Origin of the sequence: Streptomyces sp. NBC_01232 (genome assembly GCF_035989885.1) — a bacterium.
In the GTDB taxonomy this organism is placed as follows: domain Bacteria; phylum Actinomycetota; class Actinomycetes; order Streptomycetales; family Streptomycetaceae; genus Streptomyces.
This window is the reverse complement of record NZ_CP108518.1, coordinates 6,415,975-6,432,603: the sequence shown is the minus strand read 5'-3', so window position 1 is coordinate 6,432,603 and position 16,629 is coordinate 6,415,975. Positions and strand designations below refer to the sequence as shown.

The 16,629-nt window shown below is 73.5% G+C and carries 14 protein-coding genes and 1 pseudogene; 8 read left to right on the top strand and 7 right to left on the bottom strand.

What is annotated here, in order from left to right; all coding sequences use genetic code 11:
- Together OG444_RS29720 and OG444_RS29715 are read right to left on the bottom strand one after the other, a co-directional pair.
- A complete protein-coding gene (locus OG444_RS29720; protein ID WP_327265069.1) occupies positions 1-606 on the bottom strand; it encodes a (2Fe-2S)-binding protein in 606 nt (201 codons plus the stop codon).
- A gap of 2 nt (positions 607-608) precedes the next feature.
- Positions 609-1,505 (bottom strand): FAD binding domain-containing protein, encoded by an 897-nt coding sequence (locus OG444_RS29715; protein ID WP_327265068.1) that lies wholly within the window; start codon positions 1,503-1,505, stop codon positions 609-611.
- A gap of 254 nt (positions 1,506-1,759) precedes the next feature.
- On the opposite strand from OG444_RS29715, the gene OG444_RS29710 reads away from it, so the two are divergent.
- Both OG444_RS29710 and OG444_RS29705 read left to right on the top strand, forming a co-directional pair.
- Positions 1,760-3,439, top strand: a complete 1,680-nt coding sequence (locus OG444_RS29710; protein ID WP_327265067.1) for a PucR family transcriptional regulator — start codon at positions 1,760-1,762, stop codon at positions 3,437-3,439.
- A gap of 180 nt (positions 3,440-3,619) precedes the next feature.
- Positions 3,620-4,387, top strand: a complete 768-nt coding sequence (locus OG444_RS29705; protein WP_327266973.1) for a hypothetical protein — start codon at positions 3,620-3,622, stop codon at positions 4,385-4,387.
- A gap of 33 nt (positions 4,388-4,420) precedes the next feature.
- Here OG444_RS29705 and OG444_RS29700 read toward each other — a convergent pair whose 3' ends face one another.
- Positions 4,421-5,155, bottom strand: a complete 735-nt coding sequence (locus OG444_RS29700; RefSeq protein ID WP_405792887.1) for a GntR family transcriptional regulator — start codon at positions 5,153-5,155, stop codon at positions 4,421-4,423.
- 69 nt (positions 5,156-5,224) lie between these two features.
- Between OG444_RS29700 and OG444_RS29695 the strand changes: the two genes are divergently transcribed.
- Together OG444_RS29695 and OG444_RS29690 are read left to right on the top strand one after the other, a co-directional pair.
- Positions 5,225-6,085: a (2Fe-2S)-binding protein gene (locus OG444_RS29695; RefSeq protein WP_327265065.1), complete on the top strand. Its 861-nt coding sequence runs from the start codon at positions 5,225-5,227 to the stop codon at positions 6,083-6,085.
- Between the two features lie 208 nt (positions 6,086-6,293).
- Positions 6,294-7,352, top strand: a complete 1,059-nt coding sequence (locus tag OG444_RS29690; protein ID WP_327265064.1) for a DUF2637 domain-containing protein — start codon at positions 6,294-6,296, stop codon at positions 7,350-7,352.
- A gap of 40 nt (positions 7,353-7,392) precedes the next feature.
- Here OG444_RS29690 and OG444_RS29685 read toward each other — a convergent pair whose 3' ends face one another.
- Together OG444_RS29685 and OG444_RS29680 are read right to left on the bottom strand one after the other, a co-directional pair.
- A complete protein-coding gene (locus tag OG444_RS29685) occupies positions 7,393-7,851 on the bottom strand; it encodes an ATP-binding protein (RefSeq protein WP_327265063.1) in 459 nt (152 codons plus the stop codon).
- Positions 7,852-7,982: 131 nt separating this feature from the next.
- Positions 7,983-8,492, bottom strand: a pseudogene (locus OG444_RS29680) (thiamine pyrophosphate-dependent enzyme); the annotation flags it as partial.
- A 187-nt stretch (positions 8,493-8,679) separates the two neighbouring features.
- Between OG444_RS29680 and OG444_RS29675 the strand changes: the two are divergent.
- Positions 8,680-8,883 carry a hypothetical protein gene (locus OG444_RS29675; RefSeq protein ID WP_327265062.1) on the top strand — a complete coding sequence of 68 codons (204 nt, stop codon included), beginning with the start codon at positions 8,680-8,682 and terminating at the stop codon, positions 8,881-8,883.
- A gap of 124 nt (positions 8,884-9,007) precedes the next feature.
- Here the strand turns inward: OG444_RS29675 and OG444_RS29670 are convergent, their stop codons facing one another.
- Positions 9,008-10,477 carry a protein phosphatase 2C domain-containing protein gene (locus tag OG444_RS29670; RefSeq protein ID WP_327265061.1) on the bottom strand — a complete coding sequence of 490 codons (1,470 nt, stop codon included), beginning with the start codon at positions 10,475-10,477 and terminating at the stop codon, positions 9,008-9,010.
- Between the two features lie 102 nt (positions 10,478-10,579).
- Positions 10,580-14,359 carry a S8 family peptidase gene (locus OG444_RS29665; protein ID WP_327265060.1) on the bottom strand — a complete coding sequence of 1,260 codons (3,780 nt, stop codon included), beginning with the start codon at positions 14,357-14,359 and terminating at the stop codon, positions 10,580-10,582.
- Positions 14,360-14,556: 197 nt separating this feature from the next.
- Here OG444_RS29665 and OG444_RS29660 point away from each other — a divergent pair, with 197 nt between their 5' ends.
- From OG444_RS29660 to OG444_RS29650, 3 genes are all read left to right on the top strand, one after another.
- Positions 14,557-15,534 (top strand): helix-turn-helix domain-containing protein, encoded by a 978-nt coding sequence (locus OG444_RS29660; RefSeq protein ID WP_327265059.1) that lies wholly within the window; start codon positions 14,557-14,559, stop codon positions 15,532-15,534.
- A gap of 24 nt (positions 15,535-15,558) precedes the next feature.
- Positions 15,559-16,041: a DUF456 domain-containing protein gene (locus OG444_RS29655; protein ID WP_327265058.1), complete on the top strand. Its 483-nt coding sequence runs from the start codon at positions 15,559-15,561 to the stop codon at positions 16,039-16,041.
- Between the two features lie 116 nt (positions 16,042-16,157).
- On the top strand, positions 16,158-16,529 hold the full coding sequence (locus tag OG444_RS29650) for a PPOX class F420-dependent oxidoreductase (RefSeq protein WP_327265057.1): 372 nt from the start codon (positions 16,158-16,160) through the stop codon (positions 16,527-16,529).
- Positions 16,530-16,629 lie beyond the last annotated feature (100 nt).

Genomic DNA, 16,629 nt, shown 5'->3' with positions numbered 1-16,629 from the left:
TCAGACCGCCTCTCCCTGACGGGCGGCCGCGAGGCGGACCGCGTCGAGGATCTTCTCGTAGCCCGTGCAGCGGCAGAGGTTGCCGGACAGGGCCTCACGGATGTCCTGGTCGGACGGGGAGGAGTTCTCCTCCAGGAGCGCGTCCGCCTGGATGAGCAGACCCGGGGTGCAGAAACCGCACTGCACGGCACCGGCGTCGATGAACGCCTGCTGGATGTTGGAGAGCGGGGTGCCCTCGCCGGTCTGCGAGTCGCCCGGCTTGGCCTGCCACTGCTTGGCCGCGTCCAGGGACACGCCCTTGCTGCCGCAACCGCCGCCGGTGCCGCAGGCACCGCCGTGACCGTGCTCGTCACGCTGCTTGGAGAAGTCCGCCAGACCCTCGACGGTCACGACGTCGCGACCCTCGACCTGGCCGACCGCCACGAGACAGGAACAGACCGGTACGCCGTCGAGGCGGACGGTGCAGGAACCGCACTCGCCCTGCTCACAGGCGTTCTTCGAGCCCGGCAGGCCCAGACGCTCACGCAGGACGTAGAGAAGGGACTCGCCCTCCCACACATCGTCGGCTTCCTGCTGACGGCCGTTGACCGTGAAATTGACGCGCATGATTACGCAGCCCCTTCAAGCGAGCGGCCGTTGCCGGTACCGCGGTACTGCTCCCAGGTCCAGACGAGCTGGCGGCGAGCCATGATGCCGACCGCGTGACGGCGGTACTTCGCCGTGCCGCGGACGTCGTCGATCGGGTTGGCCGCGCCGGAGGCGAGGTCACCGAACTGCTTGGCGATCGACGGGGTGATGACCTTGCCGGACTCCCAGAAGCCGCCCTCTTCGAGCGCGGCGTTCAGGAACTCCTCGGCGGCCTTCGCACGGATCGGGGTCGGCGCGGCCGAGCCGATGCCGGTGCGGACCGTGCGGGTGTCCGGGTGCAGCGCCAGGCCGAACGCGCAGACCGCGATGACCATCGCGTTGCGGGAGCCGACCTTGGAGTACTGCTGGGGTCCGTCCGCCTTCTTGACGTGGACGGTCTTGATGAGCTCGTCGGCGGCGAGCGCGTTGCGCTTGACGCCGGTGTAGAACTCGTCGATCGGGATGAGGCGGGAGCCGCGTACGGACTCCACCTCGACCTCGGCGCCCGCCGCGAGCAGCGCGGGGTGGGAGTCACCGGCCGGCGAGGCGCAACCGAGGTTGCCGCCGACACCGCCACGGTTGCGGATCTGCGGGGACGCGACCGTGTGCGAGGCGAGCGCGAGTCCCGGAAGCTCCGTACGGAGGTTCTCCATGATCTGCGTGTACGGGACGGAGGCGCCCAGGCGAACCACATCCTCGCCGACCTCCCACTCCCGCAGCAGACCGATGCGGTTCAGGTCCAGGAGGTACTCCGGCCGGCGGTGGTCGAAGTTGATCTCGACCATCACGTCGGTGCCACCCGCAATCGGCACAGCTGAGGGGAACTCGGCCTTAGCGGCGAGCGCCTCCTCCCAGCTGGCGGGGCGAAGGAAGTCCATGAGCGGCTCTCTTCTTCTTCATCGTGTCGTTTACTTCAAGCCAGGAGGCCCGAGAGCCCTCGACTGGTCGTTCACGTGCTGTTAACGCGGTGTGGACCCAGTACACAAGCCGCCCGTCCCCCGGGTGCAGTCACCGAAACCATGAAGGAGTTGGCTGACGGCCTCCCTCGTCTTGTAGATTCGTATGAAAGGCAGGATGCGACGACCTGCCCGATTTCCAACGGCAACATTCGAGACAGATCGGCGGCGACATCATGCGGCTGCGCGCACTGCTGGAAACCGAGGCGCTGGGGCTGCGGCTGCTCGGCGGCGAGGGTGAACTCGACCGGACGGTCCGCGGGGTCATGACGACCGACCTGCGGGATCCCAGCCGGTACCTGTCGGGGGGCGAGCTGGTCCTTACTGGCCTGGCCTGGAGACGAAATTCAGCCGACTCCGAGCCATTCGTACGAATCCTGGCGAGTGCGGGCGTCGCCGGGCTCGCCGCGGGCGAGGCGGAGCTGGGAGCGATCCCGGACGATCTTGTTTCGGCCTGCGTGCGCAACCGGCTGCCGCTGTTCGCCGTGAACGAGGACGTTGCATTCGCCACGATCACCGAGTACGTCGTCCGGCAGGTCTCGGGAGAGCGTGCGGGTGACCTCGCGGCCGTCGTGGACCGCCATCGCCGCCTGATGACCTCGGGTCCGGCCGGCGGCGGCCCCGATGTGGTGCTGGATCTGCTCACCACCGACCTCGATCTCCGGGCCTGGGTGCTGTCCCCCACGGGCCGGCAGATCGCCGGGGCGGGCGAGCCGCTGGCGCCGGGCGTGTGCGCAGCACTGGCGAGCGAGCACCTTGCGGCGGTCCGGACGGGCCGCAGGGGGCCGCATCGGATCTCCATCCAGGGTATTACGTACTCGCTCTTCCCGATCAGGGGACACGGCCGCGGCGCCGCAGGTCCGGCCGCCCGCGACGTGCGCGAGACGGTCCTGTCGGACTGGCTGCTGGCCGTCGAGGCGGACGCGGGCGACTGGCCCGCCGAGCGCCTGGATCTGCTGCAGGGCGTCACCCAGCTGATCGCCGTGGAACGGGACCGGCGCGACGCGGCCCGCACGGTGCGGCGCCGCCTCGCACAGGAGGTCCTGGAACTGGTCCAGACGGGTGCCCCGCCCGCCGAGATCGCCGCCCGTCTGCGGGTGGCCGCCCCGGTGCTGCTGCCCGGGCTGGGCGCCGCCCCGCACTGGCAGGTCGTCGTGGCCCGGGTGGACTGGGACGGCGGGGACATCCCCGGCGGCCCGGTGGCCCAGTCGCTGCTGGAGGAGATCCTCGTCGACCCGTCGGTCTCGGGGCCCGAGCCCTCGGACCGGATCGCGGTCGCCCATGCGGGCGACGAGGCCATCGCCCTGGTACCGCTGCCGTCGCTGTCCGGGGACGCCGGGGAGGACAAGGGCCCGGACTCCGCCCTGCACGCCGACGAGCTGCTCGCGGCCGTACGGGACCCCCTGGCCGCCGGTCTGGCCGACGACGGCCGGCTCACGCTCGGCGTCAGCGCGGCCGTGCACTCCGCCGAGGGGCTGCGCGGGGCGCTGGAGGAGGCCCGGCACGCCCGCCGGGTGGCCGCGGCACGCCCGGGCCGGGTCTGCGCGGCGGGCCACCACGAGCTGGCCTCGCACGTGCTGCTGCTGCCGTTCGTCCCGGACGACGTCCGCCGTGCCTTCACGGCCCGGCTGCTGGACCCGCTGCGGGACTACGACCGGCGTCACCGCGCGGAGCTCATCCCGACGCTGGAGGCCTTCCTCGACTGCGACGGTTCCTGGACCCGCTGCGCGACGCGCCTGCACCTGCACGTCAACACGCTGCGCTACCGCGTCGGGCGAATCGAGCAGTTGACGGGCCGGGACCTGTCCCGGCTGGAGGACAAGCTCGACTTCTTCCTCGCACTGCGGATGAGCTGAGAAGATCCGCCCGCGGCCGCGGCGGTTCGGCCACGGGGCGGCTGATGATCCGTCCGGACTTTGTGAAAGAGTTCACCCAACCCCTTGGCCGATGGCTCCGATCCGTGCTCTCATTTCGCCCCAGGGCTCAATGACGCGCTGCTTGGTTGCTTTGGGGAGGGCAATGTGGCGGACACCGCCATGTCGGGTGCCGGAACAACCGGAGGGGACGACCCCCTTCAGCGGGCGATATGGCGACTGCGCTCGCGCGGCTGTTGGACCGATGCGGCTGCGCTCCTGACGCCGCACGTCGGCAGCGCCGGGGCCGCGGTGCAGCGAACCGCGCTGCTGGTGGAACGGTGCCTGTTCACCGGTCAGGGCTGGGCCGAGGCCGAGGACGCGCTGCGGATCGCCGAGGCGATCGCCCAGGACGACGAGGACCGGGGTGCGGCCGCGTGCGAACGGGGCCAGCTGGCGTACGCCGCCACCGTGCTCGGCGTTCGCGACCGGGCCGACGAGGCCCGCTCCGCGCTGGGCCGGGCCGCGGCCCTGCTGTCCCCCGATTCCCGGACCCGCCCGCTGCTGGACTTCCGGCGGGGGCTCGTCGCCGAGCACCTGGCGGACGCACCTCAGTCGGCCCGGCCGGCCTACCACCGGGCCCACGCGGGGGCCGAGGCGCACGGGGACACCCTGCTGCTGTCCTTCACCTGGCGGCACCTGGCCGCGCTGGCCCTGCGGGACGGGGAGGTCGCGGAGGCCCGCAAGGGCTTCGCGGAGTCCCTGCGCATCCGCGAGGACCTGGGCTTCCTGATCGGCACGGCCCCGGCGCTGGCGGCGCTGGCCGAGGCAGAACCGGAACCGGAGGCCGCCCGTCTGCGCGCGGAGGCCCGCCGCCTGTTCCACCTGCTGGGCGGCATCCCCACCTGGCTGGCGGACCAGCTCCACCCGACCCCCTCGCCCGCGGCGTAGCCGCCCGCACCCGCGGGGCGCCCCGGCCCCCGGTCAGGCCGGGGAGCCCGCGAAGTGTTCGCGGACCAGGGACTCCACCACCGGGAGGTCCCGCGCGATCAGGGCCTCCAGCAGCGCCGAGTGCTCCGCCGCGTCGGCGACGAGATCGGCCCGGCGAACCCGCGGGGCGCCCGGCAGGGGCCACTGGGCGCGGCGGTGGAGCTCCTCCGCCACCTGTACGAGCTGGTCGTTGCCGGCCAGTCGCAGCACGGCCCGGTGGAAGTCCCGGTCCGCCTCCGCGTACCCCGGCAGGTCACCGGCCGCGGCCGCCTCGGCCGTCGCGGCCGCGACCGGCCGCAGCGCCTCCCAGGCGTCCGCCGGCACCGTACGGGCCAGCCTCAGCATCACGGGGACCTCGAGCAGCGCCCGTACCTCGGCCAGCTCGGCGAGCTCCCGCGGGGTGCGGGAGAGGACGCGGAAGCCGCGGTTGGGCAGGCATTCCACCGCCCCCTCCACGGCCAGCTGCTGCATCGCCTCGCGCACGGGGGTCGCGGAGACCCCGAAGCGCTCGCCCAGGGCCGGGCCCGAGTAGATCTCGCCGGGCACCAGCTCTCCGTCGACCAGGGCCGCGCGCAGCGCGTCGAGCACCTGACCGCGCACCGAATGGCGCATCACCTTCCGGCTTTGTGCCGGTACCCGGGCGCGGGCCGTTTCGTGCACTCGGTCCTCCTCCGGGTCTCGACCTGTCCTGAGAATAGGTGACGGGGCGCGCGGGGAGGGGGTGCGGATCGATCCACATCAGGTAAGGTAAGGCTAACCTGTTAACGATCGCGCGATTCTGTGATTCGGTGGCCCGCCATGACCGTCACGACCTTCCCGGCCGTCACAACCGCCCCGCCCGGCTCTGCGGTGGCGGATGCGTTCGCCCGGCTGGCCGAGGCGTACGGCGGGCTGAAGGTGATCGAGCGAACCGCGCACGAACCCGTCCCTCGCGGTGCGGGATGGGTGGGCGCGGACGAGCTCGCGGCCGGCGGGCCGGCCCTGGACGCCTTCCTCGCCTGGGACAACGCCCAGGTCCTGCGGGACTACGGGACCCAGGCCCGCCCCGATGTGATCGCGGGGTTCGGGCTGCACCGGTACGCGTGGCCGGCCTGCCTGCTGATCACCCTGCCGTGGTTCCTGCACCGGCGGGTCCCCCGGATCCCGGTCACCCAGGTGGCCTTCCACCGGACGCTGGGCCGGATGAGCATCCACGTCGGGGAATTCGCCTGCCTGCCGGACGACCCGGCGGCCGCGCTCCCGGGGGCCCGTGTCGTGCCCGACGAGGAGGCGCTGCGCGAGGAGGTGCGGGCTGCGGTGGCCCAGCACCTCGGTCCGCTGCTGGAAGGTTTCGGCCCGCGCATGCGGCGCGGCCGCCGCGCCCTGTGGGGGATGGTGACCGACGAGGTCGTCGAAAGCCTCTGGTACATCGGCAATCTGCTCGGCGAGGAGCAGCGGGCCATGGCCGAGCTGGAGGCGCTCCTGCCCGGCTCGACCGCCCCGTACACGGGAGGCGCGGGGTTCCGTACGCTCACGGGGCCCGCCGGCGAGGAGCTGCCCACCCGGGACCGGGCCGGCTGCTGCTTCTTCTACACCATTCGCCCCGAGGACACCTGCGTCACCTGCCCCCGCACCTGCGACGCCGAGCGGGTCACCCGGCTCGCGGCGACCGCCGCCTGAACCCACCCCGTACGGCTGACCGAATTCGAACGCAACTCGACCCGCACGGGCGTCAGTTCGAGTCACAACACCCTATCCGGCGGGCCCCGCCCCCCGATGGCGTCCACTTGCCCCGAAACCCGCGTGCACGGCTCACCGGCTGCGCCACTATGGCGCCCGGAAAGCCGCTCGGCCGCACAGCCGCATACGCGAGGCAAGGGACATCCGCATGAGACTGACCGACATATCGCTGGACTGGCTGCTGCCCGGCAGCCTGCTGATCCTGGGCGTACTTGCGGCAGTTGCGGTACTGGCCCGTGGCAAGCGCGAGAGCGAGAAGGCCGCGGCCGACGACAGCTGGGAGCGCAGCGAGGAACGGCGGCGGCGCAAGGAAGCCGTCTACGGGACCGCGTCGTACGTCCTGCTCTTCTGCTGCGCGGCGGTCGCCGCCGCGCTCTCCTTCCACGGACTGGTCGGCTTCGGCCGGCAGAACCTCAACCTCACCGGAGGCTGGGAGTACCTGGTCCCCTTCGGCCTCGACGGCGCCGCGATGTTCTGCTCGGTGCTCGCCGTGCGCGAGGCCAGCCACGGCGACGCGGCCCTCGGCTCGCGCATGCTCGTCTGGCTGTTCGCGGGCGCGGCCGCCTGGTTCAACTGGGTGCACGCCCCGCGGGGCCTGGGACACGACGGGGCCCCGCAGTTCTTCGCGGGGATGTCACTCTCGGCGGCCGTCCTGTTCGACCGCGCCCTCAAGCAGACCCGCCGGGCGGCGCTGCGCGAACAGGGCCTGATCCCGCGGCCGTTGCCGCAGATCCGGATGGTCCGCTGGCTGCGGGCCCCCCGGGAGACCTTCGGCGCGTGGTCGCTCATGCTGCTGGAGGGGGTCCGCACGCTCGACGAGGCCGTGGACGAGGTGCGCGAGGACAAGAAGGAGCGGGAGCAGGACCGGCACCGCAGGCGCGATCAGAACCGGCTGGACCGGGCGCGCATCAAGGCGCTGGGCCGGCAGAACCGGGCGTTCGGGCGGTCGCGCGGCCGCCAGGTCGAGCTCCCGGAACTCACGCAGGGAGCGGGCTCCGCGCCGGTCGGCGCGGAGCCGGCCATACCGGAATCGGGACAGCTGCCACTACGACGCCGGCCCTCCCTGCAGGCCGTCAACGGAACCGAATCCCTTGAGGTGACCGGCCCCCGGACGGTGGACCTCACCGCCGAGGACGACACCCAGACCATTCCCCGGCTGGACTCGCTGGAGCGCAAACTGAAGGATCTGGAGCAGCAGTTCGGCTGACGGGTCCTGCGGTGAGGGGAAACCCCGGAGGGCCCGCCCGTCAGGCGGGCCCTCCGTCGTACGGCGCGTCGCGCCGTGCGTCGAGCTCGAACCACACCACCTTGCCGCTGCCCGGGGCTGTCGCGTCCACGCCCCAGTCGTCGGCGAGCGCCTGTACCAGCACGAGCCCCCGGCCGTGCGTACCGTCGTCGGCGGTCGGTACGTACGGCCGGGGTCTGCGTGCGGCGTAGTCCCGGACCTCCACCCGTAAGCGGGTGGCGGCGAGACTCGCGTGCACCTCCGCGCCCCGGTCGGTGTGGACGAGGGCGTTGGTGACGAGCTCGGTGATCAGCAGCTCGGCCACCTCCGCGGCGTCGGTCCGGCACCGGTGGCGCATCAACTCCCGTAATGCCCGGCGGACTTCACCCACGGCCTTCAGGTCGGCCCGGCGTACGCTCCGGGTGATCCGCAGCGTGTCCACCGCGCCCCCGTCCTCGTCGGCGGACGGCTCGCGCGGCACCGGCCTCCCTCTCCCCCACTGCTTTCCGGTCTTCGCCCCCACCCGCACGGCGATGTCCCTCCCCCGCGTCCTTGCTCTCGAACAGGTCTACGGGATGCATGCCCCCGGGGCGGTTCCGCACTCCTGCGGGCTTACGGACGGGGCGCGTCACGGAGGCTGGATCGAGCCATCCGGATCACGCGGCCCATCCCGCCGTCGAGCACGATCCTTCCGGTGGACCGTGCATATCCGGTCACCGCTTCGGCGCCGGTCCTCGGAGGAAACGACAGGGCATCGGGGTCCGTCACCCCGTCCACCGGAGCCGGTCCCGGGTGCCGGAAAACGTCCTTCAGAGCCCCTGTGAGCTGCTTGTACTTCTCCACGCGGATCCCGTACGCACACGCCGCGCGGGCGATGGCCGCGAGGTCGGGGTTCTTGTACATCGTCCCGCAGGAGGGCAGGCCGGAAACCGGCGTCCCCAACTCGGCCACTACGGCACATGAGTTGGCGAACAGGAGCACTTTGACGGGCAGGCCGTACTGCAGCAGGGGGAGGAAATCTCCCACCGGCATCGAGAAACCGCCGTCGCCCGACATCGACACCACTTGACTGCCGTTCGGGGAAAGATAGCGCGCCGCCCACCCATTGCACATGCCGCTGTCGGCTTCGCCGCACCGGCACGTTCAGGGCGCGCAAGGTCTTCCGTACGTCGCCCCGGAACGCGAGGTCCGACCGGGCCCGGCGGCCCGACAGGCGTCACCCGAATGGAGTAATCCAACGCGCCACCCACACGAGTGAAGATCAAACTGATGAGTGCCCCAACCGAGTTAATCGTGAAAGGGAAACCACATGCGCATGCGACGAATTCTGGCCGCCGTCATGGCCACGGCAGCCCTCGCCGGACTCGGCCTCACAGGTGCCGCCACCGCCGCGGCCGCCCCCAACACCGCCGTCACCGGGAGCCTCACCCCGGGTGAGTGCACGGACGCCGGCGGAAAGGTCGTCGGAATGTACTGTCAGGGCGGCACGAAGGACGGGCAGATGGTCGACTAACACCACTGGACCACACCCGAGCGGGCGCCCCGCGGCCACGCGCCGCGGGGCGGCCCCGCACGAGCACGCCGCACCATCACGGTGACACCGCGTACGCCTCCCGTCCAGCCCACGGGCGCACCGGTCACGCCTCCCAGATCGCGGCAGCCGTACGGTCGTCGGCGTAGCCCTTGAGGCGGAGCTGGGTGTCCGCGAGGAAGGCCGCGAGGCCGGGTGGCTCCTCTCCGGCCCAGCGCGCGGCGAGCTCCGCCGGGAAGGCGGCCTCCTCGCGCATGGGCTCAGCCAGGCCACCGGAGCACAGCAGCAGGGTGTCCCCCGGCCGGGCCACGGCCGCGCGGAACCGGAAGCCGCCCTCGGCATCCACGGCCTGCCCGGCGGGCTCCAGGTCCTGCCACTGCCCCGAGCGGAGCCGGAACAGACCACCCGCGCCGGCGCCGAAGCACACCCGGGTGCGGCACTGCGGGTCCACCGGGAGCAGCAGCCCGCGCAGTCCCGCGGTGTACGCCGACTCCGCGAGCCCGAGCTCGGCGGCGCGGGCCCGCAGTCGCCCGTAGCCGCGGTCGGTGAGGCGCTGGAGGCCCGAGCGCAGGGCGTCGCGGTTCCCGGCGCGGATGTCGTCGGCCAGCCTGTCCTGGCTGCGCCCGACGGCGGACGCGACCGTGCGGCACAGTTCGGCGGCGGCCTCGGCGGCGCCGGGGGCCGCCCGGTCCCCGCCCGCGAGGGCCACCAGGATCAGCGCGTCGTCGCCGCTGCCGAAGCGCGCGGTGAGCAGGAAGTCGCGGCGGGATTCGCCGCGGTAGCGGGCGGAGTCCCCGCGCAGGGAGGCGGCGCGCAGGGTGTAGGTGCCGTAGCGGGCGCCCTCCAGGACGGTGTCCGGGGTCAGCCCGTCGAGGGCTGCCGGGTCGGCGGGAGGGAGGGCCCCCGGTTCGGGGGCGTAGGTGGGTGCGCGGTCGCCCAGGTGGGACACCTCGGGCCGGACGGCCGCCGGCCCGGCGGTCGAGGGCCCTGGCTCGGCCTCGGTCTCGGCCTCGGGCTGGGCTTCTCGCTCGCGCTCGGGCGTCGCCGCGCGCCCCGGATCCGCGGCCGGCCCCGAGGAGGGGGCGGGGGCGGGGGCTGACCAGGCCTCCCCGCGCGGGGGCTCCCAGTTCCGTACCGGCAGCTCGGGGCCCGGCACGGGCGGTACGGCCACGCCCCCGAGGGCATACCCGGTGGCCTCGCCCGCCCGGGGGTCGCGCGGCGGCGGGAGGGTGGGCAGGGTCGGGGTGCGCGTCGGGGGCGGGACCGGCGGCGCGGGCGGCGCCGGCTCCGCGTCCCCCTGCCGGGGGCCGGGCACGAGCGGCTCCGGGGCGCGCGGAGGTTCCGGCGGGCCGGGGTCCGGCGCCAGGTCCGGCACCGGACCCGAAGCCCGCGCCGCACCCGAAGCCGGGGTCGGTGCCGGGGTCGGTGCCCCGCCCGGGTCCGTTGCCGGATCCGTCGTCACGCCCGCCGCCGAGCGGAACCGGTTGTCCAGGGTGTCCCCCGGGTCGGGTTCCGCTCCCGCGTCAGGGCCCTCGTAGAGCTTCTGCCACCAGTCGTCCGCGCCCTGCTGACTCATGGCTTCATTCTCGGCCCCCCGCGGGGGCGGAAAACGCCGAATGCGCGAAAAGGGTCCACCGGACCACAGTCCGGTGAACCCCTCCCGTTCCACCCGTACGGATCAGCGCACGTCGTACGCCCGGACGACCGTCTGGGTGACCACGGCGCCCTTCGCGTCGGTCAGTTCGACCTTCAGCGACACGGGCCTGCCGGAGGCTCCGGCGTGGTCGACGACCGCGCTCCACCGGCCGCCGTGCTCGCTCGTCCTCGCCTGCGTCCAGTGCTCACCGTCGTAGGAGTACGACAGCTTCGCCGACTTCAGCGCACCCGGCGTGTAGCCCGCGTGGCCGGTGACGCCCAGCCCGATGCTCTGGCCGTTCGCCGCCGCGACCGTCTTCATCCCGTCCAGCGGGGCCGCGTACCGCGGGAAGAGGATCGCCAGGCCCTGTGAGTACGCAGACGCGTCGGGCTTGGAGGAGAAGGCCCAGGTGGTCTGCACCGCGGTGGAGCGCTGCCAGACGCGGGCGGGCGGGCCGATCTTCTCGATGGACTGGGTCAGTTCGAAGCGGCCCTCCTCGGCCGGCACCTCGAAGACGCCGAAGGGGTACCAGCTCTCCCCGACGACCTCGCCGCCGCGCTTCAGTACGAGGGAGCCGATGTCGCCGAAGGAGCCGGGCTGCGCCGCGTGGGCGCTGTCGCCCCACATGGCGGGCGCGAAGCCGATCAGGTTGCCCTGCCGCTCGGCCGCGAGGGTTTCCTTGCCCGTGGCGTCGCGCGGTGCGACCGGGCCGGTGATCCCGTCGTACCAAGTGGCGGTGCTCTTCTGCCCCTTGGCGTAGGTGCGCTGCTCGCCGACCATGAACTCGCCCCAGGGGAAGCTGCTGGAGAGCAGCTGGTCCCAGGCGGTGTCCCCGGCGGAGTGGTACTCGGTGCGCCGGCCCGGGGCGGCGACGGTCTCGATGCCGCCGAAGTACACGGCGGTGCCGATCGGCCGGTAGGCCCCGGCCAGGTCGATGAAGTCGGCTGACACGCCCATGGAGTTGTAGGTGGATTCGGTCTGCCCGAGGTCGCGGTCGCGCACCCGGTAGGTGTGGCCGCCACCCTTGACCTCACCCTTCTCGGGGAGGGCGAGGGAGTAGGCGTACGGGCTCTGCGCCTCGGCCTTCCAGGAGAGCGTGACCTTGCCGCTCGCGAGCCGGGCCAGCAGCGCCTTCGCCTCGGCGGCTTCGACGGTGAGCGCGGGCAGCGCGCCGCCCGCGTAGCCGGTGAAGCCCGTCCAGCGGCCGGGGGCCTCGCGGTGGGCGAGGACCGCCGTGGCGCCGGCGGCCCGGGCGTTCTCGGCGAGCTCGTGCAGTGCGCCGTCGGCCGCCTTCACCAGGACGACGGCGCCCCGGGCGCCGGCCGCGGCGAGTTCCCCGGGGGTGCCGGAACCGGCGTCGACCAGCGGCGCGCTGCCGGTTCCGTCGAGGTTGTCACTGCCGGTGGACGCGGTGATGGGGTGCAGTACCGGTCCGCCGACGGCCTTCAGTTCGGAGACGAGCGGCGCGGCCGCCCGCCAGTAGGACGCGAACTCGAACTCGCCGTCCCGGGCGCGGCCTTCGACGGAGGCGTAGAAGCCGCGGATGGTGCGGCCGCCCATGGCGGTGCCCGCGTGCAGCCATGTGTCGTCCCAGCTGCGGGCGAATCCGAGGGTGGTGTTGCGGGCCTCGACCGGCCGGTCGGCGGCGATGTCCAGCCGCCCGGCCCTGCGGGCGTCCAGGACGACGGTGGTGTCCTTCTTCAACTCGACCTGGGGGCGGCCGAGATAGGTGAGGGAGTCGAGCAGTCTGTCGCCCTCTGCCTCTCCCGCGTCGGGGGTGGCGACGAAGGCGGAGAGGAAGTACGCGCCCGGGCGCACCCGGTAGACCTGGTCCGCGGCGCCCTCGTTGAAGCGGCGCTCACCGGTGGCGTCGTCGGTGCCGATCACGTCCAGCGAGGACGGTCCGGCGGCGGGCCGGCCCGCGCGGTCGACGAGCTTGACGCGCAGGGTCACCGTCTCGGGCTCGACGTAGAGCGAGAAGGGGGTGGAGACGCGCACGCCGTTCGCCGTGGCGACGACGCGGCCGGTGACGTCCCCGTACTGGGAGCGCTCCAGCTTCGCCGCCGGGTCGAGGACGAGCGGCACCCTGACGGTGGCACCGGCCGGGACGCTCACGGTGCGCCGCTCCAGGCGGGCCACCTGGGCGCGGACGGGCGAGCCGTCGTTGCCGGTGACCTTCTCGACGGCCAGGTTCAGGGTGACGGGGCTCTTGCCGGTGTTGGTGTACGGGATCTCGACGGTGGTGCGGTCGCTGCGGTCCTGCGGCCAGTTGTAGGTGCCGCCCTGGACGGCGGGCGCGCCGGTCACGGTGGTGTCGAGGGCGGCCTTCACGTCGAGGCGGCCGCCGCCGGTCTCCCGTACGTCGCCGGGGACTTCGGTCGCGGCCGATCCGACGAGGGCGGCCTTGATCTGCTGCGCGGTCCAGTCGGGGTGGCGCTGCTTGACGATGGCGGCGGCGCCCGCGACGTGCGGGGTGGCCATCGAGGTGCCGGACATGGCCTGGTAGGCGTACACCCCGCGGCCGCCCGCGGCGGCGGCGGAGATCGCGACGCCGGGGGCGGCGATCTCCGGCTTGAGGGTGTGCTGGAGTCCGGCCGGGCCGCGGCTGGAGAAGACGGCCGTGGTGTCGTCGCGGTCGACGGCGCCCACGGTCAGCACAGAGGCGGCGCAACCGGGCGAGGAGACGGTGTTGTTGCCGGGGCCGGCGTTGCCGGCGGCGACGACGAACAGCGGGCCCTGCCGGGAGAGCCGTTCCGCGGCGGCGGCCAGCGGGTCGTCGCAGGCCGTCTGCGAGGGGTCGCCCAGGCTCATGGAGACCACGTCGGCCTTGGCCTCCACCGCCCATTCCATGCCCGCGATGATCCACGAATCGAGGCCGTAGCCAGCGTCGTCGAGGACCTTTCCGCTGAGCAGTTCGGCGCCGGGGGCCACGCCCTTCCTGGCGCCGCCGCTCTCGGCGCCGGAGCCGCCGACGGTGGAAATGGTGTGGGTTCCGTGGCCCTGCCGGTCGGCATCGGTGTCGGAGTCGGTGAAGTTCTCGGACGCGGAGACCCGGCCCCTGAGGTCGGGGTGGTCCAGGTCCGTGCCGGTGTCGAGGACGGCGACCTTCGTGCCCTTGCCGTCGTACCCGGCGGCCCAGGCGGCGGTGGCGGCGACCTGCTTCGTGGAGCGCTCCAGGTTCGCCCGGACCTTGCCGTCCAGCCAGAGCTTCTTGAGCCCGCCCGCCACGGAGCGCGTGCGGGCGTCCGTACCGGTGACGTCGGTCCAGAAGGCGGCGGCCTGCTCCTTGTCCGCGGCGAGCGCGACCGCTCCGATGGAGCCGAGGACGAGGGAGCGGTCGGCGCCCCGGGGAACGGGCGGGGCGCTGCGCGCCACGTTCACGGAGCCGTCGTAGACCGCGATGAGCGGCAGCTTCTTGGTGTGCGCGTCGTCGTAGCCCTGGCGGACGAGGCCGGTGACGTTGAAGAGCTCGTGGTCGGCCCTGCCCGCGGCGAGCGCCGCGACCGCGCCCTCCGGGTAGACGTACAGGTCCTTTCCGGACTGCCGGGTCTGCACGAGCGGCTGCGAGCCGTCCGCGCGCGGCATCGCGGTGGCGGCGGTGCGGCCGGCGGTGTCCGTGGACAGCAGGATCCGGTCGCCGGTGACCAGGGTCACCGTGACGGGGGCGGTGGGCTGTTTTCCGGCCGCCTCGCCGCCGACGAGTGGTCTCTTCCCCGCTCCGGGCGCTCCGTCGGCCGGCTGCGCCGTCGACGGGCCGACGGCGGTGACGGCCAGGACGGCCGCGGCGGCCGCCCCGAGTGCCGTACGCGATATCGGACGCATCGCTCTCCCCAGGTGAATTGCGGCCAACCACTGCATTGCACGGCGAAGCGCCGCGTAAATGGCTTCTGGCCGGCGGATGTTGGTGCTGCGGTGGCGTCACCTTGGCAGAGTGGCGCCGGGTGCGGCGATGATGTCCGCGGCGGGTTCGCGCCGTGGCCGCTTCCCGCCAGGCGCGTGTCGAAAGGTGGGTGGACGGGTTGCTGGGTGCGATAGGCCTGGACGAGGGCCAGGAGTCGGCGTACCGCGCGCTGGTCGCGCTGGGGGCGGCGGAGGTACCCGACCTCGCGCACCGGCTGACCCTGCCCGTGCCGCACACCGAACGGGCCCTGCGCCATCTGGAGCGGCACGGGCTGGCCGCGCAGTCCTCGGCCCGGCCCGGGCGCTGGGTGGCGGCCCCGCCGGGGGTGGCCCTCGGCGCTCTGCTGACCCAGCAGCGGCACGAGCTGGAGCAGGCGGAGCTGGCGGCGGTGCTGCTGGCCGAGGAGTACCGGGCGGAGGCGACCGAGCCCGCGGTGCACGACCTCGTGGAGGTGGTGCAGGGCGCGAGCGCGGTGGCGCACCGCTTCCACCAGATCCAGCTGGGTGCGGAGAAGGAGGTCTGCGCGCTGGTCACCGGCCGGCCGCAGGTGGTGACGGGCACGGACAACGACGCGGAGGACCGGGCCTCCGTACGCGGGGTCGACTACCGGGTGGTCATCGAGCGGGAGGTGCTCACCCTGCCGAGCGGGATCCGGGAGGCGTCGACGGCGCTGGCGCGCGGTGAGCAGGTCCGGGTGACGGCGCAGGTCCCGACGAAGCTGGTGATCGCGGACCGGAGCCTCGCGATGGTCCCGCTGACGGCCCGCGGGGCGGAGCCGGCGGCGCTGGTGGTGCACGCCTCGGGTCTGCTGGAGTCCCTGACCGGCCTGTTCGAGGCGGTGTGGCGGGAGTCGCTGCCGTTGCGGCTGGGGGCGTCCGGTTCGGCGGAGGAGTCCGGGGGCAGCCCCGACGCCACGGACCTGGAGATCCTCTCGCTGCTCCTGGCGGGCATGACGGACGCGAGCGTGGCGAAGCACCTGGAGCTGGGGCTGCGCACGGTGCAGCGGCGGGTCAAGGGCCTGATGGAGCTGTCGGGGGTGACGACGCGTCTGCAGCTGGGGTGGCACGCGTACGAACGGGGCTGGGTGGCCCGATAGCACCTGGTCGGTCAGGCTGAGCAGATGGATCTGCCTCAGCTGCTGCTGGTGGGGCTGGTGCTGCTGCTCGGGGTGGTCGGAGTGCTGATCCCGGGTGTGCCGGGCACCTGGCTGGTGTGGGCGGGGCTGCTGTGGTGGGCGCTGCACGTGCGCTCGGCGGTGGCGTGGTCCCTGCTGGTCGCGGCGACGGCCCTGCTGCTGGTGGTCCAGGTGGTGAAGTGGCTGCTGCCGCCCCGGCGGATGCACGGGCTGGGCGTCACCGCCCGGATGGCGGCGTTCGCGGGGGCCGGAGCGGTACTGGGCTTCGTGCTCGTGCCGGTGGTGGGGGCGGTACCGGGCTTCGTGGGCGGCATCTACCTCTGCGAGCGGCTCCGCCTGGGGACGCACGGCGAGGCCTGGGCGTCGGCGCGGGCGGTGATGCGGGCGGTCGGGACGAGCGTCCTCGTGGAGCTGTTCGCGTGCCTGCTGGTGGTCGGGGCGTGGGTGGGGGCGGTGGTGGCGCAGTAGCCGCGCGGGCGGCGGCGCAGGGCCGCGCGGGCGGCGGCGCAGGGCCGGGCGTACGCCGCGCGGCGTAGGGCCGTGGTCCGATGCGGCGGGGTGCGGGGGCTGCGAGGGTGGCCGGTATGACGGACTTCGAGGGTTTCAGCGAGGCGGAACTGGCGTATCTGCGTTCCCAGCACCTGGGCCGCCTGGCCACGGTGGACGCGGCGGGGCAGCCGCAGGCGAACCCGGTGGGCTTCTTCCCTCAGGAGGACGGAACGATCCTGGTGGGCGGGATGGCGATGGGCACGACGAAGAAGTGGCGCAACCTGCAGGGGAACCCCCGGCTGTCCCTCGTCGTCGACGACCTGGTGAGCACCCGCCCGTGGCGGGTGCGCGGCATCGAGATCCGGGGCCGCGCCACGCTGGAGACGGGCCCGCACGGGCTGGGCCCCCACTTCAGCCCGGAGGTGATCCGGATCCATCCGGAGCGCGTCCACGCGTGGGGGCTCTGACCGGGCCGGCCGACCGCGGCATCGGGGGTGTCGGGGGCGGGGGTGCGGCGGCCACGGCCTGCGCGCCCCCGGCCCTCCCCCGCCGCCCCTGCATCGGACG

What these genes read in the sequence shown, in the direction of transcription:
- OG444_RS29720 (WP_327265069.1), bottom strand. Translation starts at nt 606, where the DNA reads ATGCGCGTCAATTTCACGGTCAACGGCCGTCAGCAGGAAGCCGACGAT.
- OG444_RS29715 (WP_327265068.1), bottom strand. Translation starts at nt 1,505, where the DNA reads ATGGACTTCCTTCGCCCCGCCAGCTGGGAGGAGGCGCTCGCCGCTAAG.
- OG444_RS29710 (WP_327265067.1), top strand. Translation starts at nt 1,760, where the DNA reads ATGCGGCTGCGCGCACTGCTGGAAACCGAGGCGCTGGGGCTGCGGCTG.
- OG444_RS29705 (WP_327266973.1), top strand. Translation starts at nt 3,620, where the DNA reads ATGTCGGGTGCCGGAACAACCGGAGGGGACGACCCCCTTCAGCGGGCG.
- OG444_RS29695 (WP_327265065.1), top strand. Translation starts at nt 5,225, where the DNA reads ATGACCGTCACGACCTTCCCGGCCGTCACAACCGCCCCGCCCGGCTCT.
- OG444_RS29690 (WP_327265064.1), top strand. Translation starts at nt 6,294, where the DNA reads ATGAGACTGACCGACATATCGCTGGACTGGCTGCTGCCCGGCAGCCTG.
- OG444_RS29675 (WP_327265062.1), top strand. Translation starts at nt 8,680, where the DNA reads ATGCGCATGCGACGAATTCTGGCCGCCGTCATGGCCACGGCAGCCCTC.
- OG444_RS29670 (WP_327265061.1), bottom strand. Translation starts at nt 10,477, where the DNA reads ATGAGTCAGCAGGGCGCGGACGACTGGTGGCAGAAGCTCTACGAGGGC.
- OG444_RS29665 (WP_327265060.1), bottom strand. Translation starts at nt 14,359, where the DNA reads ATGCGTCCGATATCGCGTACGGCACTCGGGGCGGCCGCCGCGGCCGTC.
- OG444_RS29655 (WP_327265058.1), top strand. Translation starts at nt 15,559, where the DNA reads ATGGATCTGCCTCAGCTGCTGCTGGTGGGGCTGGTGCTGCTGCTCGGG.
- OG444_RS29650 (WP_327265057.1), top strand. Translation starts at nt 16,158, where the DNA reads ATGACGGACTTCGAGGGTTTCAGCGAGGCGGAACTGGCGTATCTGCGT.